At 65.2% G+C, this 23682-nt stretch carries 26 protein-coding genes; 14 read left to right on the forward strand and 12 right to left on the reverse strand.

Features of this window, described 5'->3' with window-relative positions:
* Positions 1-11 precede the first annotated feature (11 nt).
* Complete coding sequence (locus P9A17_RS28325; protein WP_278042101.1) at positions 12-959, forward strand: LLM class F420-dependent oxidoreductase; 948 nt, start codon at positions 12-14, stop codon at positions 957-959.
* Positions 960-961: 2 nt separating this feature from the next.
* On the opposite strand, the gene P9A17_RS28330 is transcribed toward P9A17_RS28325, so the two are convergent.
* The gene (locus P9A17_RS28330; RefSeq protein ID WP_278042102.1) at positions 962-1144 is read right to left on the reverse strand and encodes a hypothetical protein; all 183 of its coding nucleotides are present in this window, start codon (positions 1142-1144) and stop codon (positions 962-964) included.
* Positions 1141-1566, reverse strand: a complete 426-nt coding sequence (locus P9A17_RS28335) for a VOC family protein (protein WP_278042103.1) — start codon at positions 1564-1566, stop codon at positions 1141-1143. Before P9A17_RS28335 ends, P9A17_RS28330 begins: the two co-directional genes overlap by 4 nt.
* A 111-nt stretch (positions 1567-1677) precedes the next feature.
* Here P9A17_RS28335 and P9A17_RS28340 point away from each other — a divergent pair, with 111 nt between their 5' ends.
* The 4 genes from P9A17_RS28340 to P9A17_RS28355 are packed head-to-tail and all read left to right on the forward strand — an operon-like array spanning position 1678 to position 5615.
* Positions 1678-2343: a TetR/AcrR family transcriptional regulator gene (locus P9A17_RS28340; RefSeq protein ID WP_278042104.1), complete on the forward strand. Its 666-nt coding sequence runs from the start codon at positions 1678-1680 to the stop codon at positions 2341-2343.
* Positions 2330-3628 (forward strand): acyl-CoA dehydrogenase family protein, encoded by a 1299-nt coding sequence (locus P9A17_RS28345; RefSeq protein WP_278042105.1) that lies wholly within the window; start codon positions 2330-2332, stop codon positions 3626-3628. Before P9A17_RS28340 ends, P9A17_RS28345 begins: the two co-directional genes overlap by 14 nt.
* 32 nt (positions 3629-3660) lie before the next feature.
* Entirely contained in the window at positions 3661-4644 is a 984-nt protein-coding gene (locus P9A17_RS28350) for a phosphotransferase family protein (protein ID WP_278042272.1), read from the forward strand.
* 5 nt (positions 4645-4649) lie between these two features.
* A complete protein-coding gene (locus P9A17_RS28355) occupies positions 4650-5615 on the forward strand; it encodes an NADPH:quinone oxidoreductase family protein (protein WP_278042273.1) in 966 nt (321 codons plus the stop codon).
* Positions 5616-5621: 6 nt separating this feature from the next.
* Here the strand turns inward: P9A17_RS28355 and P9A17_RS28360 are convergent, their stop codons facing one another.
* Positions 5622-6125, reverse strand: a complete 504-nt coding sequence (locus P9A17_RS28360; protein WP_278042106.1) for a hypothetical protein — start codon at positions 6123-6125, stop codon at positions 5622-5624.
* A complete protein-coding gene (locus P9A17_RS28365) occupies positions 6122-6763 on the reverse strand; it encodes a TetR/AcrR family transcriptional regulator (RefSeq protein WP_278042107.1) in 642 nt (213 codons plus the stop codon). Before P9A17_RS28365 ends, P9A17_RS28360 begins: the two co-directional genes overlap by 4 nt.
* 208 nt (positions 6764-6971) lie before the next feature.
* Here P9A17_RS28365 and P9A17_RS28370 point away from each other — a divergent pair, with 208 nt between their 5' ends.
* Positions 6972-7883, forward strand: coding sequence for a phytanoyl-CoA dioxygenase family protein (locus tag P9A17_RS28370; protein WP_278042108.1), 912 nt, complete (start codon positions 6972-6974; stop codon positions 7881-7883).
* A gap of 5 nt (positions 7884-7888) precedes the next feature.
* On the opposite strand, the gene P9A17_RS28375 is transcribed toward P9A17_RS28370, so the two are convergent.
* From P9A17_RS28375 to P9A17_RS28405, 7 genes are read right to left on the reverse strand one after another with little or no spacing between them, the layout of a single operon-like run.
* Positions 7889-9037: an acyl-CoA dehydrogenase family protein gene (locus P9A17_RS28375; RefSeq protein ID WP_278042109.1), complete on the reverse strand. Its 1149-nt coding sequence runs from the start codon at positions 9035-9037 to the stop codon at positions 7889-7891.
* Positions 9038-9045: 8 nt separating this feature from the next.
* Positions 9046-10191, reverse strand: a complete 1146-nt coding sequence (locus tag P9A17_RS28380) for a thiolase family protein (protein ID WP_278042110.1) — start codon at positions 10189-10191, stop codon at positions 9046-9048.
* A gap of 5 nt (positions 10192-10196) precedes the next feature.
* Positions 10197-10991, reverse strand: coding sequence for an enoyl-CoA hydratase-related protein (locus tag P9A17_RS28385; RefSeq protein WP_278042111.1), 795 nt, complete (start codon positions 10989-10991; stop codon positions 10197-10199).
* Complete coding sequence (locus P9A17_RS28390) at positions 10984-12216, reverse strand: CaiB/BaiF CoA-transferase family protein (RefSeq protein ID WP_278042112.1); 1233 nt, start codon at positions 12214-12216, stop codon at positions 10984-10986. Before P9A17_RS28390 ends, P9A17_RS28385 begins: the two co-directional genes overlap by 8 nt.
* 4 nt (positions 12217-12220) lie before the next feature.
* A complete protein-coding gene (locus P9A17_RS28395) occupies positions 12221-12976 on the reverse strand; it encodes an SDR family NAD(P)-dependent oxidoreductase (RefSeq protein ID WP_278042113.1) in 756 nt (251 codons plus the stop codon).
* Positions 12977-12978: 2 nt separating this feature from the next.
* On the reverse strand, positions 12979-14157 hold the full coding sequence (locus P9A17_RS28400; protein WP_278042114.1) for an acyl-CoA dehydrogenase family protein: 1179 nt from the start codon (positions 14155-14157) through the stop codon (positions 12979-12981).
* Between the two features lie 40 nt (positions 14158-14197).
* The gene (locus tag P9A17_RS28405) at positions 14198-15493 is read right to left on the reverse strand and encodes an amidohydrolase family protein (protein ID WP_278042115.1); all 1296 of its coding nucleotides are present in this window, start codon (positions 15491-15493) and stop codon (positions 14198-14200) included.
* A gap of 263 nt (positions 15494-15756) precedes the next feature.
* Between P9A17_RS28405 and P9A17_RS28410 the strand changes: the two genes are divergently transcribed.
* The 7 genes from P9A17_RS28410 to P9A17_RS28440 are packed head-to-tail and all read left to right on the forward strand — an operon-like array spanning position 15757 to position 21556.
* Positions 15757-16299, forward strand: coding sequence for a carboxymuconolactone decarboxylase family protein (locus P9A17_RS28410; protein ID WP_278042274.1), 543 nt, complete (start codon positions 15757-15759; stop codon positions 16297-16299).
* A gap of 5 nt (positions 16300-16304) precedes the next feature.
* A complete protein-coding gene (locus P9A17_RS28415) occupies positions 16305-17648 on the forward strand; it encodes an aromatic ring-hydroxylating dioxygenase subunit alpha (protein WP_278042116.1) in 1344 nt (447 codons plus the stop codon).
* Positions 17641-17970 (forward strand): hypothetical protein, encoded by a 330-nt coding sequence (locus tag P9A17_RS28420; protein WP_278042117.1) that lies wholly within the window; start codon positions 17641-17643, stop codon positions 17968-17970. The genes P9A17_RS28415 and P9A17_RS28420 overlap by 8 nt, the downstream gene beginning before the upstream one ends.
* Before the next feature lie 2 nt (positions 17971-17972).
* Positions 17973-19220, forward strand: coding sequence for an amidohydrolase family protein (locus P9A17_RS28425; RefSeq protein WP_278042118.1), 1248 nt, complete (start codon positions 17973-17975; stop codon positions 19218-19220).
* A complete protein-coding gene (locus P9A17_RS28430) occupies positions 19201-19632 on the forward strand; it encodes a nuclear transport factor 2 family protein (RefSeq protein WP_278042119.1) in 432 nt (143 codons plus the stop codon). The genes P9A17_RS28425 and P9A17_RS28430 overlap by 20 nt, the downstream gene beginning before the upstream one ends.
* Positions 19629-20753: an acyl-CoA dehydrogenase family protein gene (locus P9A17_RS28435; RefSeq protein WP_278042120.1), complete on the forward strand. Its 1125-nt coding sequence runs from the start codon at positions 19629-19631 to the stop codon at positions 20751-20753. Before P9A17_RS28430 ends, P9A17_RS28435 begins: the two co-directional genes overlap by 4 nt.
* Before the next feature lie 2 nt (positions 20754-20755).
* Positions 20756-21556, forward strand: coding sequence for an acyl-CoA dehydrogenase family protein (locus tag P9A17_RS28440; RefSeq protein ID WP_278042121.1), 801 nt, complete (start codon positions 20756-20758; stop codon positions 21554-21556).
* Positions 21557-21801: 245 nt separating this feature from the next.
* On the opposite strand, the gene P9A17_RS28445 is transcribed toward P9A17_RS28440, so the two are convergent.
* Positions 21802-22584, reverse strand: coding sequence for an enoyl-CoA hydratase (locus P9A17_RS28445; protein WP_278042122.1), 783 nt, complete (start codon positions 22582-22584; stop codon positions 21802-21804).
* A 162-nt stretch (positions 22585-22746) separates the two neighbouring features.
* Between P9A17_RS28445 and P9A17_RS28450 the strand changes: the two genes are divergently transcribed.
* Complete coding sequence (locus tag P9A17_RS28450; RefSeq protein ID WP_278042123.1) at positions 22747-23466, forward strand: TetR/AcrR family transcriptional regulator; 720 nt, start codon at positions 22747-22749, stop codon at positions 23464-23466.
* Positions 23467-23682: the final 216 nt, after the last annotated feature.

Consider the following 23682-nt stretch of genomic DNA (forward strand, 5'->3'; position numbering starts at 1 on the left):
GAGGAGGTGACATGCGTATCGGCCTGATGGTCGGCTCGGACAAGGAACGGGATCGCGGAGACCGCCTGGCAGGGCTGATCTCCGACGGTGTCGCCGCCGAAGTCGCGGGCTTCAGCTCGTTCTGGTTTCCCCAGGTGCCCGGGTATCTGGACGCGATGACGGCGATCGCGCTTCTCGGCGCGTCGACCACGTCGATCGAACTCGGCACCGCCGTGGTCCCGATCCAGACCCGCCATCCGCTGATTCTCGCCCAGCAGGCACTGACCACGAACGCAGCGTGCGGTGGCCGCTTCGCGCTCGGCCTCGGTTTGTCACACGACTGGATTATCAACGGCCAGTTGGGACTTCCGTACGAGCGGCCGGTGAGCACGCTCCGGCATCACCTGGATGTGCTGGGAGCGGCATTCGCCGGACCGGGCCAGGTGAACGTCGACAACGATGACTTCCGGGTGCACAGTCCGATCGACGTGACTGACACCGCGCCGCCTGTTCTGCTTGCCGCACTCGGACCGAAGATGCTGCGGATCGCAGGCGAGCGGGCCGACGGGACACTCCTGTGGATGGCCGATGAGCGCGCTGTCGGCGAACACGTGGCACCGCGCATCACGGCTGCTGCGCAGGCCGCCGGCCGACCGTCCCCCCGCGTCGTCGCGGGGGTACCGGTCGCGCTATGCGCGCCCGGTGACGTCGACGACGCGCGCACCCACGCCAGCGAAGTGCTCGGGCACGCCCACTTCTCCCCCAACTACGTGGCGCTGCTCGAACACGGCGACGCTGAGGACGTCGGCGACACGATGGCGGCCGGAGACGAATCCGCGGTCCTGCGACGGCTACAGGCCTATCGCGACGCCGGGGTCACCGATCTCGCCGCTCGCATCATCCCCCTCGGCAAGGACGCCGCCGAGAAGAGCCGGTCGCGCGAACGTACCGCCCAGTTCCTGGCATCACTGGTCCTGTGACCTCATCGGCGGGACCGCAGCACCGACGCGACGACTGCTGCGGCAACCGAAATCCCGACAACACAGGCGAATCCACCCAGGATCAGATGTCGCGGTGACCCGCCCGACGCGAATGCCACCAGCTGAAGACCTCCGGCAGTCAGTGCCAGGCCGGCGAAGGCCAACGCCGCGATCTTGAGGGTCATTCGTCCTTTCCGAGCGCATAGCTGCCCATGAACTCCATCGGCACCCCGCCGACGGTGCAGAAGAACAACTCGACGCCCGGTACTCCGGCATCGAAAACGGTCACGTCGGAGGCATGTTTGGCCGCCGCGTCCTGACTCCGCCCGAAATCGTCGGTCAGGAAGGACAACGCCGCCAGGCCCTCCGGCGCCACCGCGCGCAGATGTTCGGGGACGTCGAGCACCTCGATAAGGCCGGCTTCGCCGGTGCCCAGGATCGTCACGTCAGCACCGTCGGAGGGCGGCCATCCCAGCGTCGTCTCCAGGACAGGCCCCGGCACCCGCATCTGGTAGGCGACAGTCATGCCGACGACCTCGGTCAGGAATGCGATGAAGTCCGCAGCCGAGTGGCTGCGCATGACGACATGGTGGAGATGGTTGGGCATGGCCGAACGCTACCCAGTGGCAGCCGCCGGGGACGGACAACCGAAAAATCCATTTAGTTTTACTCCGGTCAACTATTGGCCGTCCGCCAAAGAGCTGTTAGTTTGCCTGATGTGGCGGTGATCAAGCCGGAAGTGAAAGCTGACCGTGGTCAGCGCAGGGCATCGTTTCAACGAGCTCGTTCCACCGAGACGAAAAGGATGCTCGTCCAGGCCGCGATGGCACTGTGGCGCACCAAGGGGTATGCCTCCACCACCGTCGTCGACATCTGTACCGCGGCCGGCGTATCCAAAGCGCTCTTCTACTTCTATTTCCCCCGCAAGGAGGATGTGCTCTTCGAGATCGGCGTGCTGTCGACGCAATCCGCACACCGCCGGATCCACGAACTGTTGAAGAAGCCGTACGAGATCGAACCCGTTATCTCCGCCGCGCTCACCGCCTTCGAACGGTCGATGGCGCGCAACCCGAGCGAACTCGTCGTCGAAACCATCCTCGAGGGCTACCGGCACGAGCACCGCATCATGGCCGACGGCGCCCCGCCCGGCATCGACGAGGGCATGTTCACCGAGTTGTTCACGCGGGCACGAGCGGACGGCAAGTTGCCCGATTCGGTCGACACCACACATTTGGCCTATCTGGCGCACACCATGGTCAGCGAGGGGGCCAGGCACTGGGCGGCAGGAGCTTTCGGGCAGCGCTCGTTCGCCGAGGTCGTCACCGAAGACATCTGCACGCTGATCGACGGATACACGGCAAGGAGGCCGCATGTGGGATTTTGAGACCGACCCCGAGTACCAGAAGGTGCTCGACTGGGCAGACGAGTTCGTCCGCGAGGAGGTCGAGCCACTCGACTTCGCTTTCCCGCATCAGCAGTTCGTGCCGCTGGAAGGCAAGAGGCGCGAGGCGATCGACCCCCTCAAGGCGGAGGTGCGGCGACGCGGACTCTGGGCCACGCATCTGGGCGCCGACCTCGGGGGTCAGGGCTATGGACAGCTCAAGCTCGCGCTGCTCAACGAGATCCTCGGCCGCTCGCAGTGGGCGCCGATCATCTTCGGCTGTCAGGCCCCCGATACCGGCAACGCCGAGATCATCGCGCACTACGGTACCGAGGAGCAGAAGCAGAAGTACCTGCGGCCACTGCTGGAGGGTGAACTGTTCTCCTGCTATTCGATGACCGAACCGCATGCCGGTGCCGACCCGACGATGTTCACCACGAGCGCGGTGCGCGACGGGGACGACTGGGTCATAAACGGGTGGAAGTTCTTCTCCTCCAACGCGGCCACCGCGTCGTTCCTCATCGTCATGGTCGTCACCAACCCCGATGTCAGTGCCTACCAAGGGATGTCGATGTTCCTGGTGCCCACAGACACGCCCGGCGTCAAGATCGAGCGCAACGTCGGACTGTACGGGGAGCGTGCCGACGAGGGCTCGCATGCACTGATCCACTACGACAACGTGCGCGTGCCTGCCGAGGCACTCCTCGGCGGTGAGGGGCAAGCGTTCGTCATCGCGCAGACCCGGCTCGGTGGCGGCCGCATCCACCACGCCATGCGTACCATCGGCATGTCACGCAAGGCTCTGGACATGATGTGCGAGCGTGCGCTGAGCCGGGAAACACAGGGCAGCCGCCTGTCGGACAAGCAGTTCGTGCAGGGATATATCGCGGACTCGTACGCTCAGCTGTTGCAGTTCCGGCTGATGGTGCTCTACACCGCGTGGGAGATCGACAAGTACAACGACTACAAGAAGGTCCGCAAGGACATTGCCGCGGTCAAGGTCGTCATGCCGACCGTCCTACACGACATCGCCTGGCGCGCAATGCAAGTACACGGAGCTCTGGGCGTCACCAACGAAGTCCCGTTCCTCGGCATGGTGACCGGGGCTGCGGTCATGGGCCTGGCCGACGGACCCACCGAGGTGCACAAGACCACCGTCGCCAAGCAGGTTCTGCGCGACTACCGGCCAGCCGAAGGCACGTGGCCATCCGAATGGATTCCGGCCAAACGCGAAGCCGCGCTGGCGAAGTACGCGGACTTTGTCGAACATGAGGTCGGCAACCTGTGAGCCAGATCGACACTGCCCGCCTCGCCGACTGGATGGACGGGGCCGGGCTCCCCGGCAAGGGTGAGCCGCTGGAGGCTCAATTCCTTTCCGGCGGCACACAAAACGTCATCTTCGATCTCAGGCGGGGCGAGCACCGGTGCGTACTGCGGATGCCGCCACCGGGAGCGCCGCCCGACCGCGACAAGGGCATCCTGCGGGAGTGGCGGATCATCGAGGCCCTCGACGGCACCGACGTCCCCCATACGGCAGCCGTCGGTGTCTGTGACGACGCCTCGGTCCTCGGCCGTCCGTTCTACCTGATGGGCTTCGTCGACGGCTGGTCGCCGATGGAAACCCACGGTCGGTGGCCGGAGCCGTTCGACAGCGATGCGTCTACCCGCCCCGGGCTGAGTTATCAACTGGCCGAGGGCATTGCGCTGCTGTCAAAGGTCGACTGGCGCGCGAAAGGACTGCAGGATCTCGGCCGCCCCGACGGCTTCCACGACCGCCAGGTCGACCGGTGGATCGGATTTCTCGAGCGCATCAAGAAGCGGGACCTACCCGGACTCGATGCGGCGACCGGCTGGCTGCAGGCCCACAAACCGCTCGACTTCATCCCCGGCCTCATGCACGGTGACTACCAGTTCGCCAACGTCATGTACAGGCACGGCGCGCCCGCGCAGATGGCCGCGATCGTCGACTGGGAGATGGGCACCGTCGGCGACCCCAAACTCGATCTGGGCTGGATGGTGCAGTCGTGGCCAGTCGGCGACGACCTCGGGGACATGACCTACGTCGACATGCGCGGTATGCCATCGCGCGACGATGTGGTCGCCCACTACGCCGACGTGTCTGGCCGTCAGGTCGACGATCTGGACTACTACCTGGTGCTGGCGAAGTGGAAGTTGGCGATCGTCCTTGAACAAGGGTTTCAGCGCGCCGGTGACGACGAGAAGCTGCTCGCGTTCGGTCCCGTGGTGACGAGCCTGATGGCCTCAGCCGCCGAACTCGCCGGGTCCACGGACTACCGGGGCTAAGCGTGGTGCGTGCTGCGGTGTGTCCGGCGTACGGGCCGCCGGATGTCGTGCGGGTCGAAGAGCAGGCCGTCCCCGCCGCCGGGCCGGGTCAGGTCGGGGTCCGGGTGGCCGCGGCGGCGGTGAACTTTCCCGATGTTCTCCTGGTGGCGGGCACCTACCAGGTGAGCGTGCCCCCGCCGTTCGTTCCGGGTAGCGAGTTCGCCGGCGTGGTCGACGAGATCGGGCCGGAGACTGTGGGTTTCGCTATCGGCGACCGAGTGACCGGGACAGGCATGGTCGGGGCGTTCGCCGAACGCGTCGTCGTCGACGCGGCCACGCTGGCACCCATTCCGGACGGCGTCGACGCGCGAGCAGCTGCCGCGTCCGGCGTCGCGCACCGCACGGCCTATCACACGTTGCGCTCGGTAGCCAGGGTCAGCGCGGGCGACGAACTCATCGTGCTCGGCGCCGGCGGCGGCGTCGGCCTCGCCGCCGTGCAACTCGGCGTCGCTCTGGGCGCGGACGTCACCGCGGTCGCCTCGTCTGCCGAGAAGCTCAGCGTGGCAGGCAAATACGGTGCGGCGCGGCTGGTCAATCACAAGGCGGGCGATCTCCGATCCGCGCTGCGCGAGACACTGCCTGACGGCGCCGACGCGGTGATCGACCCGGTGGGCGGCGACGTCAGCGAGCCGGCGTTGCGGTCACTTCGCAGGGGCGGGTGCTTCGTGACCGTCGGCTATGCATCAGGGGTCATCCCCCGGATCCCCTTGAACCTCATTCTGATCAAGGGGATCGCGGTGCTCGGATTCCAGTTCCAGGACATCGCGCCCGACGAATTCACCCGCAACGAAGGCGAACTCCGCAATCTGCTCGCCTCCGGGCGCGTCACACCGCACATCGGAGCGACCTATTCGCTCGACGAGACCGCGGCGGCGCTGCGGCACGTGGGCGAAGGCCGCGCGATCGGCAAGGTCCTGATCGACCTGAGCTGAGCCGTGTCAGCTGGCCGGGATCAGATCGGCGGCCACCGAGGCCATCATGCCGCAGCAGAACACTTCGGTCGGGCTGATGGCGTGGTCGACGGCCCCCTGAGCGGCGGCGAGGGCCTGCGCTTTGAAGGCCCGCGCCGCTGCGCTGAGGCGGTGCTCGACGGAGTCGACGCTCTTGTCCAGCTCAGCGGGCAGCGATGCACCCCACAGGGTTACCTCGGTCGCGCCTTGATCGAGAGCGCCGAGCACGCCCCGGCGAACCCGGTCGTCGCGGCCGAACAGGTCGGCGGCGACAGCCACGGTCTGGGGATGCGGACGCTCGTCCCAGGAGTCGAGCACCGATTCGAGGTCGAGGGTGTCGGCACCGAGGATCTGCAGCGGACGGACATCTTCGTCACTGCCGACGAGCACGGTGACGTCCCAGCCCGCCATGACCCGGTCATAGATCCAGCCGCCGGCGAATCGCACCGCGTCGAGCACGGTCGGAGACACGACGTCGAGGCGGTACCTCATGTCGGGTTGGACGGTGTTGCCAGATCGCGGGCCAGCGACTGCGCGTATTCCTTGAATGCTTCGGTCAGCGGGATTGAGGGATCGAGCAACCATAGTGTCTCCATTCCGTTGATGAAGGCGAGAATCTCCGTGGCCTTGGTGGCCGCGTCGAAGTCGGTGCGGTACAGACCTTTTGCCTGTCCGCGGGTGATGTTGTCCTTGAGGATGTCTGCGGCATCGCGGTAGCGCTTCTGCAGTCGATCGTGCAGGGGTGCATCGGGCGAGATGTTCTCCACCAGCAGGACGATGAACGTTCCGACCAACTCGGGCGATCGCTGGAATCGTTCGGGCACCCGGGCGAGCTCGGTGACCAGGTCCCCCGACCGGTCTGCATGCATGTCGTCGTCGAGGTCGCGCGCATCCACGACGGCGTTGAGGAGCTGCTCTTTGGACTCGAAATGGTGGAGCAGTCCCGCGGGCGTCACGCCGGCCTCCTTGGCGATCTGCGCCAGTGACGTGTTCCGCCAACCATTGCGCGCCAGAAGTCGCTCGGCCACGGCCAGGATCCGCTGTCTGCGGTCCTCACCTTTGGCGAACAACGTCGCGTACGGCCGTCTGGACGATCCCAGATCGGACCCGGTGGATTCGGGGGCTGACACTCGACTCCTCAGGGCTTACTAACCAACCTAGTGAACACACAGTAGGTAGGTTTGATCGCTGTGACAAGGGTCTCACTGAACAAATTTCGGTCAAAGTGTCACGCGGCCGCCTGACCAGCACAGAGGCCGCATCGACGAGGTGGTCTATACCGTAACTCGGCCGTGACGCCGTTTTACCTGGTCAATACATGTAGGTCGCGATACTTGGATGCCCCGACCTGGAGAGACGCTGATGCCCGAGCTGAACCACGTGCCCGCCGACACCACGCCCGAGGAGATCTCCGACCGCCTGCGCCGCGACGGTTACGTCATCGTCGACAATCTGGTGCCGACGGAACTGATGGACGCCATCGACGACGAGCTGGCGCCGTACTTCGCCGCCACACCGCTGGGATACAACGCGATGATCGGCACCAAGACCCGCCGCACCGGAGCGCTCGTCGCGCGTTCCGCCTCCTGCCGAACATTGATCCAGAACCCGACCATGATGGGCGTGTGCCGGGACTTCCTCGGCCACGCGTCGGCGTTCCAGCTGATGCTGACGCAGGTCATCTCGATCGAGCCGGGAGAATCGGCACAGTCGTTGCACCGCGACCAGAACGCGTTCGATTTCTATCCGTTCCCCGACGACTACCACGTGCAGTGCAACACCCTGTGGGCGCTGTCGGACTACACGGCCGAGATGGGGGCGACCCGTGTGGTGCCGGGCAGCCAGTTCGGCGACAAGAAGCCCACCGACTACGACGAATCACAATGCCTCCAGGCCGAGATGACCCGCGGTTCGGTGCTGATCTATTCCGGCAAGATCGTGCACAGCGGCGCGGCCAACCGGTCCGACAAGGTGCGCCGCGCCATCAACGTCAACTACTGCGTGGGCTGGGTGCGGCAGGAGGAGAACCAGTTCCTGTCGGTACCACCCGAAGTCGCACGCACGCTCGACGACGATCTGCTCAAACTGATCGGCTATCAGGAGGGCGCGTGGGCGATGGGCTACTTCCGAGATTTCGAAGATCCGCTGCGCGCCGTCCGCGGCGAGACGATCGGTTACGGCTTCGACGGCAGCAGGCTCACCGGCAACGCCGGCGCGGCGTTCGAGGACCAGCTCGCCAACAGCGAGTAAACCCCCTACAGGCCAAGCGACTTGGCGATCATCACCTTCATGACCTCGCTCGTGCCCGCGTAGATGCGCGCCACCCGGGCATCGGTGTACAGCCGGGCGATGGGGTATTCCATCATGTAGCCGTAGCCGCCGAACAGCTGCAGGCAGCGGTCGACGACCCGCTGCTGCATCTCCGTGCAGAAGAGCTTCGTCCTGGCCGCATCGGCGCCGGACAGCTCGCCCTCGACATGCAGTGAGACCGCGCGGTCGAGCATCGCCTGCGCCGCCTCCACCTCGGTCGAGCACGCGGCCAGCTCGAACTTCGTGTTCTGGAATGACGCCACCGGAGTGCCGAATGCCTTGCGGTTGCGGGTGTAGTCGATCGCAGCGGCGATTGCCGAGCGCGCCTGAGCCACCGAGCCCACCGCGACCGTCAGCCGCTCCTGCGCCAAGTTGTGTCCGAGATAGCCGAACGCCTCGTCGACCTCGCCGAGCACGTTGGCCGCGGGAACACGGACATCGACGAACGAGAGCTCCGCGGTGTCCTGCACCTTGCAGCCCATCTTCTCCAGCTCACGGCCGCGGGTGAAGCCCTCCATCCCGTCCTCGACGACGAGCAGCGTCAGACCCTTGCGCCGGTTGTCCGGGTCGGTGGACGTGCGTGTGACGACGATGACGAGGTCGGCCTGCATGCCGCCGGTGATGAAAGTCTTTGCGCCGTTGACTATGTAGTCGTCGCCGTCGCGGACGGCCGTCGTGCGCATCCCGGCGAGATCGGATCCCGTACCGGGTTCGGTCATCGCGATGGCGGTGAGCAGCTTGCCCGATGCGAGCCCGGGGAACCAGCGGTCGCGCTGTTCGGCGTTCGCATAGTGCAGGAAGTACGGCAGGATCACCTCGAGTTGCGTGCGCACCGTCGACAGCGTGACGAGCGCGCGGGCAGCCTCCTCCTGCAGCACGACGTTGTACCGGTAGTCGGGTTGGCCGCCGCCGCCGTATTCCTCGGGGATCGCGACTCCGAGGATTCCCAGGCCGCCCATCTGCTCGAAGACGCCGCGCGGCATCCTGCCACCCTTCTCCCACTCGGGATAGTGGGGCACGACCTCCTTCTCGACGAAGTCGCGGGCGAGTTCCCGGAATGCCTCGTGGTCCTCGGTGAAAAGATCTCTGCGCACGCTGTCCCCTACTTCACGAGTTCGACGAGAGTGGCATTGGCGGTGCCGCCGCCCTCGCACATGGTCTGCAGCCCGTAGCGAATCCCGTTGTCCCGCATGTGGTGGATCATCCGCGTCATGAGAACTGCACCGGATGCGCCCAGCGGGTGGCCGAGGGCGATGGCTCCACCGAGCGGGTTGAGCTTGGTTTCGTCGGCGCCGGTGTCGGCGAGCCACGCCAGCGGAACCGGCGCGAACGCCTCGTTCACCTCGTAGACGCCGACCTCGTCGAGCGTCACGCCTGCCTTGTGCAGCACCTTCTCGGTGGCCGGAATCGGGCCCGTCAGCATCAGTTTCGGATCGGCGCCGGTGACCGCACCTGCCCGGTAGCGCACCAGCGGGGTGAGCCCGAGGTTGACGGCGTTCTCGGCGGTCATCACGAGCAGCGCCGCCGCGCCGTCGGAGATCTGCGACGAGTTACCCGCGTGGATCACACCGTCGTCGGTGAACGCCGGCTTGAGTCCGGCGAGCTTCTCGACGGTCGTGCCACGCCGGATGCCTTCGTCGTCGGAAACCACACCGCCATCAGTGAAGACGGGCACGATCTGGTCTTTGAAAGCGCCGGCGTCCTGGGCGGCCGCCGCCCGCTCATGCGACTGCGCGGAGTACTCGTCGACGCGCGTGCGAGAGAAGCCCCACTGCTGGGCGATCATCTCCGCGGAAATGCCCTGATTGAACGAGAAATCGTCATAGCGGGCAAGCACTTTCGGGCCGTACGGCATTCCGGTGGCGCGGGCGGAGCCGAGCGGGACCCGGCTCATCACCTCGACGCCGCCGGCCACGACCACGTCCTGCTGGCCCGACATCACGGCCTGCACGGCGAAGTCGAGCGCCTGCTGGCTCGATCCGCACGCACGGTTCACCGTCGTTCCCGGAATGTGCTCGGGCCAGCCGGCGGCCAGGACCGAGTACCGACCGATGTTGCTCGACTGGTCCCCCACCTGGGACACGCAGCCCCACACCACGTCGTCGATGATGTCGGGATCCACGCCGGTACGATCGGCGAGCTCGTTGAGCACCAGCGCGGACAGGTCAGCCGCGTGCTGGTCGGATAATCCCCCGTTGCGCTTGCCGACAGGCGTCCGTACCGCCCCGACGATGACGGTTTCTCGCATGACCTCTACTCCTTGTCCGCGTCGTACAACGACCACGACCCGGCGAATTCCGGGTCTCTCTTGGCGGCGAACGCCGCATAAGCCTCACCGGAATCCGCTGTCGCGAAGTTGCCCGGTTGTGCGCGAGCCTCATTGGCCAGCGCCTCACGCAGCGTCGCGTTGGCGCCGTCGTTGAGAAGCGCCTTGCTCTGCGCGAGCGCGAACGGCGGCCCGGCCGCCAGCCGGCCGGCGAGATCGTCGACAAAAGCGTCGATCTCGTCGCCGGGCTTCACCCATGTGACCAGGCCGAGTGCGTGCGCCTCCGCGGCGCCGACCATATCAGCCAGCAGCACGAGGCGTTTGGCCTGTTGAAGGCCGACGATCTTCGGCAGCAGCCAGGAGCCGCCGAGGTCCACGGACAGCCCGCGCTTCGAGAAGATCTGGCAGAACTTGGATTCCGGGGTGGCGACCACCAGGTCACACCCCAGCGCCAGATTCCATCCAGCGCCGACGGCGACACCCGTCACCTTGGCGATCGTGGGTATCGCCAGTTCGTGCAGAGCCAGTGCCACGTCGGTGAGACGATCCAGTTTGTAGCGAGGGTGGATCTGCTCGCCGGTCCCGATGTCGGCTCCCGAACAGAACGCACCGCCCGCGCCGGTCAGCACCAACGCGCGAATATCGGTGTCCCGTTTCAAATCCCGCAAAGAATCAGCGAGGTCCACCCACAACTTCGCATCCAGGGCGTTCTTACGATCCGGACGGTTCAGCGTCAGCGTGCGTACACCGTCACGGTCCGACGACAGCAGGACCTCACTCATAGGCAGGCCCGATCGCGCCGTCGGCACGCAACTGCGCCAATTCCTCTGCAGTCACTCCGAATTCCGTCAGCACCGCATCGGTGTGCTCGCCGAGTCCGGGGATCGCGCCCATCGGCTGTTCGAAGTCACTGATCACCGGCGGTGGCCGCAGCGCCTGGATGTCGCCGCGCGGGGTGCCGACCGTGCGCCACCTGTCGCGGGCGGTGAGGTGCGGGTGCTCGACGACCTCGCTGGGCTTGTTGTATCGGGAGTTCCCGATCCCGGCGTCGTCGGCCTTTGTCTGGATGTCGGCGAGATCATGCTGGGCACACCAGCTTCCGATCGCCTCGTCGAGAATCTCGCGATGGGTGCAGCGCTGCGGATTGGTGGCGAACCGCGGATCGTCGGCGAGGTCGGGGCGGTCGATGATCTCGCGGGCGACCCGTTGCCACTCACGGTCATTGGTCGTGCCCAGCACGACCGTCTGCCCGTCGCGGGTCGGAAAGGCCCCGTAGGGTGCGACCGCCGGCGAGCCGACACCGAGCGGCTCCTGATCAATCCCCGAGTGCTGGGTGTAGGTGAGCGCATAGCCCATCACGTCGGTCATGACGTCGAAAAGCGACAGCTCGACGTGGGGCGCATTTCCCGGATCGGGACGCGTCGCGCGCCCGTACAGCAGAGAGACGATCGACATCGCCGCGTACAGCCCTGTGGTGAAGTCGGCCATCGCGGGCCCCGGCTTCGCCGGCATCCCCGGATATCCGGTCACCGCACACGATCCCGACTCCGCCTGCACGAGAAGGTCGTACGCGCGTTTGTGGGAGATCGGGCCGCCGGGGCCGTAGCCGTCGATCTCGACCGGGATGACGCCGGGATGGCGCGCGGCGAGATCGGCCGGGGCGATGCCGAGTCGCGCGGTGGCGCCCGGCGCGAGGTTGGAGACGAACGCGTCGGCGCGGTCCAGCAGTCGGTGCAGCACGTCCAGGCCGCCGGGCGCCTTGGTGTTCAGCGTCACCGATTCCTTGCCGCGGTTGCACCACACGAAGTGGGCGGCCAGCCCACCGGGACCGTTGACGACGTCGTCGTACGCGCGGGCGAAGTCTCCCCCGTTGGGGTTCTCCACCTTGATGATCCGCGCCCCGAAATCAGCGAGCACCCGGGTACACATCGGAGCTGCCACGGCCTGCTCCATGGCGACCACGGTCACGCCGGCGAGCGGCCCGGCACCTGGCTTTCGTCCTGTCACGTACTCACATCACCATACCGCCGTCGACCGGCAGCACCTGGCCCGTCACATACGACGAAGCGTCCGAGGCCATGAACAGAAAGGCGCCGGCGATCTCGGACGGTTCGGCCCAGCGCTTCATCGGAATGCGGTTCATCATGTTGGCCGCGAACTTCTCGTTGGTGCGGATCGTTTCGGTCATCGGCGTCGCCGCCAGTGGTGCCAGCGCGTTGACCGTGATGGCTTTGGTCGCCAACTCCCGGGCCAGTGATTTGGTGAAGCCGATGATGCTGGCCTTGGCCGCCGAATAGTTGACCTGTCCGAGCGTGCCGGTCAGTCCCGCGGCCGACGTCACGTTGACTATGCGGCCCTTGCCGTCAGTCGGGATGTAGGGCAGCGCAGCCTGGGTGACGTTGAACGCGCCCATGACGTGAATGTCGAACAGCAGCCGGAACGACTCCTGCGTCGTCTTCTCGAACATGGCCGGCTTGGTGACACCCGCATTGTTGATGACGATGTGCAGGGCCCCGTCGCCCAGCGCAGCCGCCTGGGCGGCCGCGGCGTCGGCGGAGTCACGGTCGGACACATCGAGTGCGGCGGACTCCGCCCGTCCACCGTTTGCCGAGATCTGTTCCGCCACAGCGGCGGCCGCGTCCTTGTCGAGATCGGTGACGAGGACCGTGGCCCCCGCGTCCGCCAGGGCGGCAGCCACCGCGGAGCCGATACCGCCGGCCGCTCCCGTCACGAGTGCCGAGCGGCCGGACAGGTCGAAATAGGTCATGATCAGTAGCTCCGGGGCAGGCCGAGGACGTGCTCGCCCAGGAAGTTCAGGATCATCTCCTGGCTCACCGGGGCGATCTTCATCAGACGCGACTCACGGAAGTAGCGCGACACGTGGTACTCCTCGGAGTAGCCCATGCCACCGTGCAACTGCAGCGCCCGGTCGGCGGCGCCGAACCCCGCGTCGGCGCACAAATACTTGGCCGTATTCGCTTCGCGCCCACAGGGTTTGCCGTTGTCGTAGAGCCAGGTGGCCTTGCGCAACACCAGTTCCGCGGCGTCGAGGCGTGCCAGCGAGTCGGCCAGCGGGAACTGCAGGCCCTGGTTCATGCCGATCGGCCGGTTGAACACGACACGTTCGTTGCCGTACTTGACGGCCTTCTCCAACGCGACGCGGCCGATGCCGAGAGCCTCGGCGGCGATCAGCATCCGCTCGGGGTTCAGCCCGTCGAGGATGTACTTGAAGCCCATGCCCTCTTCGCCCACGCGGTGCTCGACCGGGACCATCAGGTCGTCGATGAAGAGCTCGTTGGAGCTGACCGCGTTGCGGCCCATCTTCTTGATCGGCCGGATGTCGACGTGGTCGCGGTCGAGGTCGGTCATGAACAGCGTCATGCCGTCGGTCTTCTTGGCACCGCGCTTCGCCAGCTCGTCGGGGGTCTCGGTCCGGGTCAGCAGCAGGATCTTCTCGGACTCCAGGGCCTTGGAGATCCACACCTTGCGGCCGTTGACGCGGTAGTGGTCGCCCTCGCGCTTGGCGAAGGTCGTGATCCGCGAAGTATCCAGTCCGGCACCAGGTTCCGTCACACCGAAGCAGACGTGCAGATCACCGTCGACGATGCGCGGCAGCGTCGAGGCCTTGAGCTCGTCCGAGCCGTGCTTGACCACCGGCTGCATGCCGAAGATGGACAAGTGGATGGCGCTGGCGCCGTTCATCGCGGCTCCGGAACGCGACACCTCTTCGAGCAGCAGCGTGGCCTCGGTGATACCGAGGCCGTGGCCGCCGTACTCCTCGGGGATCGTCATGCCCAACCAGCCGCCCTTGGAGATGGCGTCGTAGAACTCCTGCGGGAATTCGTGGGCCTGGTCCTTCTCCATCCAGTAGTGGTCGTCGAACTTGCTGCACAACTCGGCGACCGACTTGCGGATCAGTTCCTGGTCCTCGGTCAGCTCAAAGCTCATGCCCGACATCGATGTCACTCCTTATGGATCTTCGCAGTTGTCAGTCTTTGTTGCCCGTGAGTTCTTTGGCGTTGGCGGCGAAGTCGGCGAACGTAGCGCCGGTCTTCTCCTTGTGGGAGAGCGCCTGGATCGAGACGTCGTGTCCTTCGGCGGCCTTGCGCAATGCCCCCACTGTCGCCTGCTCCTTGGCGATGTGGGCGAAGGGATCCCAGTTGTACCAGCGCATCGCGTTTTCGAACGTCATCTTGTTGATCTCGGCATCGGGCACATCGTTGGCCTTCAGCACCTCGTCCAACTGCTCGGGCGCACCCGGCCACATCGAATCGGAATGCGGGTAATCGGCTTCCCAGCAGATGTTGTCGATCCCGATCTGATGCCGCGTGGTGACACCGACGGGGTCGGCGATGAAGCACGTCAGGAAGTGATCCCGGAACACCTCAGACGGCAGCTTGCCCTTGAAATCCTGACCCGTCCACGTCGAATGCATCTCATAGGTCCGGTCGACGCGCTCCAGGAAGTACGGGATCCACCCGGTACCGCCCTCGGACAGGGCGATCTTCAGATCGGGGTATTCCTTGATCGGGCGTGACCACAACAGGTCCGCCGCCGCCTGGACGATGTTCATCGGCTGCAACGTGATCATCACATCCATCGGAGCATCAGGGGCGGTGATCGCCAGTCGCCCCGACGACCCGATATGCACGTTGAGAACGGTGTCGGTGTCCACCAACGCATCCCACATCGGCTTCCAGTGGTCGAAGTCGTGGAAACTCGGATACCCCATCGCCGACGGGTTCTCAGAGAACGTCAGCGAGTGCACACCACGCTCCGCGTTGCGGCGGATCTCCTTCGCGCACGCTTCGGGATCCCAGATCACCGGAAGCGTCATCGGGATGAACCGCGCCGGATACGCCCCGCACCACTCCTCGACATGCCAATCGTTGTAGGCCTGCACCAACGCCAGCGAGAACTCCGGATCCTCGGTCGCAAACAACCGACCCGCAAAGCCGGGGAACGACGGGAAACACATCGACCCCAGGATGCCGCCGGCATTCATGTCCTTGACCCGCTCATCAACCTGCCAACAGCCCGGCCGGATCTCATCAAGACCCTGCGGCTCCAAGCCGTACTCCTCCTTCGGCCGCCCCGCCACCGCATTGAGCGCCACATTCGGGATCACCACGTCGCGGAACTGCCAGGTATCCGAACCATCCTCGTTGTGCACCAGACGCGGCGCCTCATCCAGATACTTCTTCGACAGATGGTTCCTGAACATGTCCGGCGGCTCGACGATGTGATCGTCCACGCTGATCAAAATCATGTCGTCGCGATTCACGGCCACTCCTCTCGTTCACACTCCCGTGCGCAGCGGGCATGTGATTCGGGGCTGTTGTTCTCCTACTAAGGAAACTAGCTTCTCCATCAGTGAGAATCAATGTGCGCAATCTACATCTGGCCTGGCAGGCAGCGGAGATGGGGTTCACCGGCCGACGCGCTGACCGGCGGATCTGACCTCGCACGTTGACGATTGTGCGGAAAAGTGGAAATCTATTGGCGAAATATGAGAACCTGATTCTCATGAGCGAGAGGAGTCAGTCGGTGCGCGTTGCGCCACTACCGGCCGACGAGTGGGATGACACGGTCGGCAAGGCTCTCACCGGCCTCATGCCGCCCGAGCGGCACAACCCGGAAGCCACTGGGAACCTGGTCGCCACGCTGGTGCGCCATCCGAAACTCACCAGAGCGTTCCTGCGCTTCAACTTCCACCTGCTGTACGGTTCGACGCTGCCCGCACGGCTTCGCGAGCTCGCCGTCCTGCGCGTCGCACACCTGACCAAGTGTGAATACGAGTGGCAACACCACGTGGGCATGGGACGCGAAGCCGGACTCACCGACGATGTCATCGCCGGCATCGAACGCGGTGAACTCACCGACGAACTCGACCGGGCGGCGATGGCGGCCGTCGACGAACTGCAGCACCAATCCGTCGTATCCGATGCGACCTGGACAGCCCTGTCCGCCCACCTCGACGAGCGCCAGCTGATGGATCTCGTCTTCACGATCGGTTGCTATGGCTCACTGGCCATGGCCATCAACACTTTTGGCGTAGAACCCGACTCCAACATGGAAACAGAGAGGTAGAGACCGTGGCATTCTTCAAGAAGCCCGACGTCGGCAGCTGGACCGAGAACTGGCCCGAACTCGGCACGGCTCCGGTCAACTACGAGGACTCGATCGACCCGGAGCACTGGAAGCTAGAGCAGCAGGCCATCTTCCGCAAGACCTGGCTCCAGATGGGCCGCATCGAGCTCATCCCCAAGAAGGGTCGCTACATCACGCGCGAGCTTCCCTCGGTCGGGCCTGGCGTCTCCATCATCATCGTCAACGACGGCGAGGAGATCCGCGCGTTCTACAACCTGTGCCGCCATCGCGGGAACAAGCTGGTGTGGAACGACTACCCGGGCGAAGAGACTTCAGGCACCTGCCGCCAGTTCGTCTGCAAGTACCACGCCTGGCGGTACGACCTCAAGGGTGACCTGACGTTCATCCAGCAGGAGGGCGAGTTCTTCGACGTCGACAAGACCGACTACCCGCTCAAGTCGGTGCGCTGCGAAGTGTGGGAAGGCTTCATCTTCGTCAACTTCGACGACAACGCGGAATCGCTCGAGGACTATCTCGGCGACTTCGGACGGGGACTCAAGGGATACCCGTTCCACGAAATGACCGAGCACTACAGCTATCGCTCGGAGGTCAAGGCCAACTGGAAGCTGTTCATCGACGCGTTCACCGAGTTCTACCACGCGCCGATCCTGCACATGAAGCAGGCGGAGAAGGCCGAAGCCGAGAAGCTCGCCAACTTCGGGTTCGAGGCTCTGGCCTACGACATCAAGGGCGACCACTCGATGGTGTCGTCGTGGGGCGGAATGTCCCCGCCGAAGGACATCAACATGGTCAAGCCCATCGAGCAGATCCTGCACAGCGGCCTGTTCGGACCGTGGGACCGGCCCGACATCAAGGGCATCCTGCCCGACGAGCTGCCGCCGGCCATCAATCCCGGCCGCCACAAGACCTGGGGCACCGATTCTTTCGAGTTCTTCCCGAACTGGACGCTGCTGTTCTGGGCGCCGGGCTGGTACCTCACCTACAACTACTGGCCGACGGGCGTGGACAGCCACATCTTCGAGGCGGACCTCTACTTCGTGCCACCGAAGAACCTGCGTGAGCGCCTCTCGCAGGAGCTGGCCGCGGTGACGTTCAAGGAGTACGCGTTCCAGGACGCCAACACTCTGGAGGCCACGCAGACGCAGATCGGAACCCGGGCCGTGCTCGACTTCCCGCTGTGCGACCAGGAAATCCTGCTGCGCCATCTGCACATGACCGCACATCAGTACGTGGACAGGTACAAGGAGTCGCTCGCCAACGGCAACGGTTCGTCCAACGGCAAGCATGCCGCCGCCTCCTCCGAGACGAAGGATCCCGCAAATGTCTAAGCTGCCCGAGGAATTCGCAGACCTGGAACGGTTCAGCGACTGGTGCCTGCCCACCGAGGAGGAGCGCTACAGCAAGCGTCTCAACTCCACGATGGACGAGATGCAGGAGCTCTACGACGCCGGCATGGCACGGCTCGAGGACATCATGGTCTACGTCGATGCGCGCTTCCCTCTCAAGGGAATGCCCGAGGACGCCAAGGCCCTGGTGCATCTGGGACAATCGATCGTCATGGTCAGCTTCCCGATCGAGGTGTGGAAACAGCCGCGCGTCCTCGACAGCGGCGCGGCGTACATCCAGCTCATCAAGGAGCCGGTGGTCTAAGGGTGCCGCCTCCAACACCTGTCACGCTCAAGGCCGCGGGTTACGTCGACGTCGACGCCGGCGAGATCGTCCGGCCGGCAGTGATACACGTTGCCGACGGTCGCATCACCGGTATCGGCGGTGAACCGCCCGACGGATCGGAAGTTGTCGATCTGGGTGAGGCGATTCTGCTGCCCGGTCTGATGGACATGGAGGTCAACCTGCTCATGGGAGGGCGCGGGGAGAACCCGGGCCTGTCCCAGGTGCAGGACGATCCCGCGACGCGGGTGCTGCGCGCGGTGGGCAACGCCCGGCGCACGCTGCGCGCAGGCTTCACGACCGTCCGCAATCTCGGATTGTTCGTCAAGACAGGCGGATACCTGCTCGACGTGGCGCTGGGCAAGGCGATCGCCGCGGGCTGGATCGACGGTCCGCGGATCGTCCCCGCCGGTCACGCCATCACGCCGACCGGCGGCCACCTGGACCCGACGATGTTCGCCGCGTTCATGCCCGGCGCCCTTGAGCTGACGATCGAAGAAGGCATCGCCAACGGCGTCGACGAGATTCGCAAGGCGGTGCGCTACCAGATCAAGCACGGCGCCGAGCTGATCAAGGTCTGTGTGTCCGGCGGCGTCATGTCGCTGACCGGAGAAGCTGGGGCACAGCACTATTCGGACGACGAGTTGCGCGCGATCGTCGACGAGGCGCATCGGCGTGGGTTACGCGTTGCGGCACATACGCATGGTGCCGAAGCGGTCAAGCACGCGGTCGCGTGTGGCATCGACTGCATAGAACACGGCTTCCTGATGGACGACGAGGCCATCCAGATGCTGGTCGACAACGACCGGTTCCTGGTGACGACGCGCCGTCTTGCCGAGGCCATGGATGTGTCGCGAGCACCGAAAGAGTTGCAGGACAAGGCTGCCGAGATGTTCCCGAAGGCGAAGACGTCGATCAAGGCGGCCTACGAGGCGGGTGTCAAGATCGCAGTCGGGACCGACGCTCCGGCCATCCCCCATGGTAAAAACGCCGACGAGTTGGTCACGCTGGTCGACTGGGGCATGCCGGCCGCCGCGGTGTTGCGCGCAGCCACTGTTGTCGCCGCCGATCTGATCAACCGCAGCGACTCGCTCGGTCGGCTGGCCGAGGGCTACATCGCCGACATCATCGCGGTGCCCGGCGACCCGCTCGCCGACATTGGCGTTACACGGGATGTCAACTTTGTAATGAAGGACGGTAAGGTCTTCAAGAATGACACCAACACGAACTGAGGACCTGGTCGAGATCCAGCAGCTCCTCGCCAAGTATGCGGTGACGATCACCCAGGGTGACGTCGACGGGTTGGTGGAGGTTTTCACCCCCGACGGAACCTACAGCGCATTCGGCGACACCTACACGCTGAACCGATTCCCCGTGCTGGTCGACGCCGCGCCCAAGGGTTTGTTCATGACCGGAACAGCGCTTGTCGACCTCGTCGAAGGCGCCGACACTGCGAGTGGAACGCAGCCGCTGTGCTTCATCGAGCATTCCAAGCACGACATGCGAATCGGCTACTACAAGGACACCTACCTGCGCACCGAGGACGGCTGGCGGTTGAAAACCCGTGCCATGACGTTCATCCGGCGCTCCGGCGAGCACGACTCCGGACGCCCCCACGCGATCGGAAGGCCTGAAGCGGGATGACGAACCCTCTCTTCGAACCCGCAGCGTTTCGCACGGCGCTGCGGACCTGGCTCGACGAGAATGATCTGACCGCACCCGACGACCATTCGCTCGCGGGACACATCCGGCAGTTCGCACGCGTCCAGCGCGCACTGTACGACGCGGGCTGGGGCCGCTACGGCTGGCCTGAGCACGCCGGCGGTCTCGGCGGCCCGGCGATCCTGCGGGCCATCGTCGGCGAAGAGGTCGTCGGCCGACGCCTGGCCGAACCGGGTCCGTACTCGATGCTCGAGGTGCTGACGCCGACGATGATCGACTACGCGAGCCCAGAGCTTGCCGCCGAGATGGTCCCGAAGCTGCTGAGCGGCGAAGAGCAGTGGTGCCAAGGCTTTTCGGAGCCGGGCTCTGGCAGCGACCTTGCCTCGCTCACCACGCGCGCCGTCCGAAAAGGCGACAAATGGGTCATTAACGGCCAAAAGGTGTGGACGAGTTTCGCGCAGTTCTCACACCGCTGCGTACTGCTGACCCGCACCGGCGACGCGGACACCCCGAACCACAAGGCCATCACGGCGTTCTTCGTCGACGTCGACACCCCAGGCATCACCGTCCGCCCCCTGCGCACGATGCACGACGTCGACGAATTCTGCGAGGTGTACTTCGACGACGTCGAGGTCGATGACAGCCGCATGCTCGGCGAGCAGGGCGACGGCTGGCAGCTGGCCATGGATCTCCTCCCCTATGAACGGTCGACCTGCTTCTGGCAGCGCATCGCCTACCTGTACTCACGCTTCGACGCACTCGTCGACGAAGTCCGTGGGCACGGGCAGGCCATCGACTCGGACATGGGCGAGGCATATCTGGCTCTGCACACGTTGCGCTGCCGATCCCGAGCCACCCAGCATCGGCTGGCCGACGGCCAGAAGCTCGGACCGGACACGTCCATCGACAAGGTCCTGCTGGCCAGTGCCGAACAGCGCCTCTACGACACGGTGCACGATCTGCTGCCGGGCGTCATCGAGCTCGACGACACCGAATGGCGCACCGAATACCTGTACTCACGCGCGGCCACGATCTACGGCGGCACCGCCGAAGTGCAGCGCAACATCATCGCCCGCCGCCTGCTGGACCTCGGGAAGGAGTGACCATGGATCGCGAATCCCTGCAGATGCTCGAAGCGTCGCTACGTAAGACGATGCTGTCGGCGTCAGGTCCCAAGCTCGACGCGGCGCTGGCCAATCTGGGTTGGGCCGACATGCTCACCGAGGTCCCCGACCTCGCCATCCCGCTGTACTTCCGGCTGCTCGGCGAAACCGGTTCGCACGCTTCGATTCTTGTCGATGTCGTCCTGCACGCCACCGGCAACACGATCGGCGACACCGTGGAACTGCCGCTGCCGTACGCGGGCAACGCGTGGGTGGTGTGGGACCGGATCAGTCCGGAGAGCCTCGACCCCACGCTCGGCGGGCTGCCGCTGCGGCGCGAGGAGGAGGGCTACCCGATCCGCGTGGCCGAGGCGCGCGCCGCCGTCGGCTGGTGGCTTGTCGGCTGCGCGCGGGCGATGCTGACCCTGGCCCGTCAGCACGCGCTCGACCGGGTGCAGTTCGGCAAGCCCATCGCCGGGTTCCAGGCAGTACGACACCGGTTGGCCGAGACCCTGGTGGCGATCGAGGGCGCCGAGGCGACGCTAACCTTGCCGAGCGCCGACAACCCCGACTTGACGGCGCTGCTGGCCAAAGCGGCCGCGGGCAAGGCGGCGCTCACCGCAGCCAAGAATTGTCAGCAGGTGCTCGGCGGCATCGGATTCACCGAGGAGCACGATCTCCAACTTCACGTGAAGCGGGCCCTGGTCCTCGATGGATTGCTCGGCAGTTCACGGGAACTCACGCGCCGGGCAGGCGCGGGCCTGCGTGCCCGCGGCTCCGTCCCCCGCCTGGCCCAGCTGTAGAAGTTTCGTCACACCGCGAGCGCGCGTGTCTGCACGCAGACGCGCCGCGGTCGCCGGCATTTCGCGCTCTATCGTCGCACCGCGAGCGCGCGTGTCTGCACCCAAAACGCCGGTTTTCCTTGGCATTTGACGCGCACTCGCCGCACGCGAGCGCGCGTCAGGTGTCAGCATTCTCGGCGCGCCGCTGTGCAGACACGCGCGCTCGCGGTGCAAGTAATGCTCTCACCGACGCGCGGCGAGGCTACCTACTTGATGTTGGCTTTCATCTCTTCCAGGTTCACCAGCACCGGCCACCCGCCGACGCTCAACGCGTTGCCGTGGCCGGTCTGGTGCACGTCGAACACCGACTGGATCGCGGCGTAGAAGCCCTGCACATCGAGTGTCTGATTCACAGCGCGCTTGGCCTGACGCAGCGCGAACGGTGGCATCTTGGCGATCTGCTCCGCCAGCGCCCGCGTCTCCGCGTCGAGCTGATCGCGCGGCACCACCCGGTTCACCATGCCCGTGGCGGCGACCTCGTCGGCACTCATCGCCCGGCCGGTGAACAGAATCTCCTTGGCCTTACGGGGCCCGAGTTCCCAGGTGTGTCCGTGATATTCGACGCCGCCGATGCCCATCAGCACCACCGGGTCGGAGAACTGCGCATCGTCGGCCGCGATGATCAGATCGCACGGCCAGCACAGCAGCAGACCGCCGGAGATGCACCGGCCCTGCACTGCGGCAATCGATGGTTTCGGCACGTTGCGCCACCGCAGCGTGTACTCGAGGTAGCGCTTGGCCTCGTGCTGGATGATGAACTCGAGGGTGATCTTGTCCGGCACCGGACCTCCACCCCGCAGATCGTGGCCGGCAGAAAAGTGCTTGCCGTTGGCCCGCAACACAATGACCGACACCTCGTTGTCCTCGGCCGCCCGCGTCCACGCCGCGTCGAGTTCGTCGAGCAACTCGGGATTCTGCGCGTTGGCGGCCTCGGGCCGATTGAGCGTGATGGTAGCGATCCGGTCGGCGACCTCGTAGTCGATGTACACGGCGGTCCTCAATTTCGGGCGGACGGGCGGGATGCCTGGCGCGTCAGTGCCGACGAACGGCGAGATCTGGGCCTTCTGTTATCACCAAAATGAGAATACTATTCTCGTGATGAGGAAGTTACAATCTCTGACACGTTGGCCGAGAGGGGGTCGAGGACCGCTATGGCAAGGCGTTCTCCGGTACAGTCAGTTCATGTTCTCCCCAGTCGGCCTGCATCCGAGCCACCGGTGACGAATCCCAGCGAAGAACCCGCTTGGAAGCAGCGCGCGGTCGAGCGTTCGATCAAGACCGCGAAATTACGGGCAGCACAGCGCGTGCAGCGATTCCTCGACGCCGCGCAAGCCATCATCATCGAAAAGGGCAGCACCGACTTCACCGTCCAGGAAGTCGTCGATCGCTCGCGTCAGTCACTTCGCAGCTTCTACCTGCAGTTCGACGGTAAGCACGAACTTCTTCTCGCGCTGTTCGAGGATGCGCTGAGCCGGTCGGCAGACCAGATCCGCGCCGCCACCTCCGGCCAGGAAGACCCCATCGAACGCTTGAAGGTCGCGATCCAGCTGCTTTTCGAGTCGTCCCGACCGGACCCGGCCGCCAAGCGGCCGCTGTTCACCGACTTCGCACCGAGACTGCTTGTTTCGCATCCGTCCGAGGTCAAAGTGGCGCACGCTCCGCTGCTTGCCCTGCTCACCGAGCTGATGGAAGAAGCCAGCGCGGCCGGCCAACTGCGCGAAGGCATCAACCCGAAGCGGATGGCGGCGATGACGATGCAGACCGTCATGTTCGTCGCACAGTCGAGTGGCGACGCCGACGAAAACCCTGCTCACCCCATCACCGCCGACGAAGTGTGGGACTTCTGCGCTCACGGTTTCTCCGCCGAATAGCCTGAGAACCTCCCTCTCCTTGTTCTAGAATCATATTTGCGCGAATTGCTATTCGCGTTCTCGCTGCTGTCGACTTGTCGATGCTGCCCACCATTGGAGAAGGCAGTTCTCTCATTCGAGAGGCGTACTTGCACTGAGCGAGTCCGCCATTGACACTCAAGCACCGGCGATGACAAAGTTGTGAGACAAATTGCAGCCCGATGTCTTACGAAGACT

The organism is Mycobacterium sp. 236(2023), from assembly GCF_029623955.1.
In the GTDB taxonomy this organism is placed as follows: Bacteria; Actinomycetota; Actinomycetes; order Mycobacteriales; family Mycobacteriaceae; genus Mycobacterium.

What these genes read in the sequence shown, in the direction of transcription:
- P9A17_RS28335 (WP_278042103.1), bottom strand. Translation starts at nt 1,566, where the DNA reads ATGCCCAACCATCTCCACCATGTCGTCATGCGCAGCCACTCGGCTGCG.
- P9A17_RS28435 (WP_278042120.1), top strand. Translation starts at nt 19,629, where the DNA reads ATGACGAACCCTCTCTTCGAACCCGCAGCGTTTCGCACGGCGCTGCGG.
- P9A17_RS28385 (WP_278042111.1), bottom strand. Translation starts at nt 10,991, where the DNA reads ATGAGTGAGGTCCTGCTGTCGTCGGACCGTGACGGTGTACGCACGCTG.
- P9A17_RS28420 (WP_278042117.1), top strand. Translation starts at nt 17,641, where the DNA reads ATGTCTAAGCTGCCCGAGGAATTCGCAGACCTGGAACGGTTCAGCGAC.
- P9A17_RS28350 (WP_278042272.1), top strand. Translation starts at nt 3,661, where the DNA reads ATGGACGGGGCCGGGCTCCCCGGCAAGGGTGAGCCGCTGGAGGCTCAA.
- P9A17_RS28395 (WP_278042113.1), bottom strand. Translation starts at nt 12,976, where the DNA reads ATGACCTATTTCGACCTGTCCGGCCGCTCGGCACTCGTGACGGGAGCG.
- P9A17_RS28370 (WP_278042108.1), top strand. Translation starts at nt 6,972, where the DNA reads ATGCCCCGACCTGGAGAGACGCTGATGCCCGAGCTGAACCACGTGCCC.
- P9A17_RS28380 (WP_278042110.1), bottom strand. Translation starts at nt 10,191, where the DNA reads ATGCGAGAAACCGTCATCGTCGGGGCGGTACGGACGCCTGTCGGCAAG.
- P9A17_RS28440 (WP_278042121.1), top strand. Translation starts at nt 20,756, where the DNA reads ATGGATCGCGAATCCCTGCAGATGCTCGAAGCGTCGCTACGTAAGACG.
- P9A17_RS28430 (WP_278042119.1), top strand. Translation starts at nt 19,201, where the DNA reads ATGACACCAACACGAACTGAGGACCTGGTCGAGATCCAGCAGCTCCTC.
- P9A17_RS28450 (WP_278042123.1), top strand. Translation starts at nt 22,747, where the DNA reads ATGGCAAGGCGTTCTCCGGTACAGTCAGTTCATGTTCTCCCCAGTCGG.
- P9A17_RS28325 (WP_278042101.1), top strand. Translation starts at nt 12, where the DNA reads ATGCGTATCGGCCTGATGGTCGGCTCGGACAAGGAACGGGATCGCGGA.
- P9A17_RS28330 (WP_278042102.1), bottom strand. Translation starts at nt 1,144, where the DNA reads ATGACCCTCAAGATCGCGGCGTTGGCCTTCGCCGGCCTGGCACTGACT.
- P9A17_RS28360 (WP_278042106.1), bottom strand. Translation starts at nt 6,125, where the DNA reads ATGAGGTACCGCCTCGACGTCGTGTCTCCGACCGTGCTCGACGCGGTG.
- P9A17_RS28345 (WP_278042105.1), top strand. Translation starts at nt 2,330, where the DNA reads ATGTGGGATTTTGAGACCGACCCCGAGTACCAGAAGGTGCTCGACTGG.
- P9A17_RS28400 (WP_278042114.1), bottom strand. Translation starts at nt 14,157, where the DNA reads ATGAGCTTTGAGCTGACCGAGGACCAGGAACTGATCCGCAAGTCGGTC.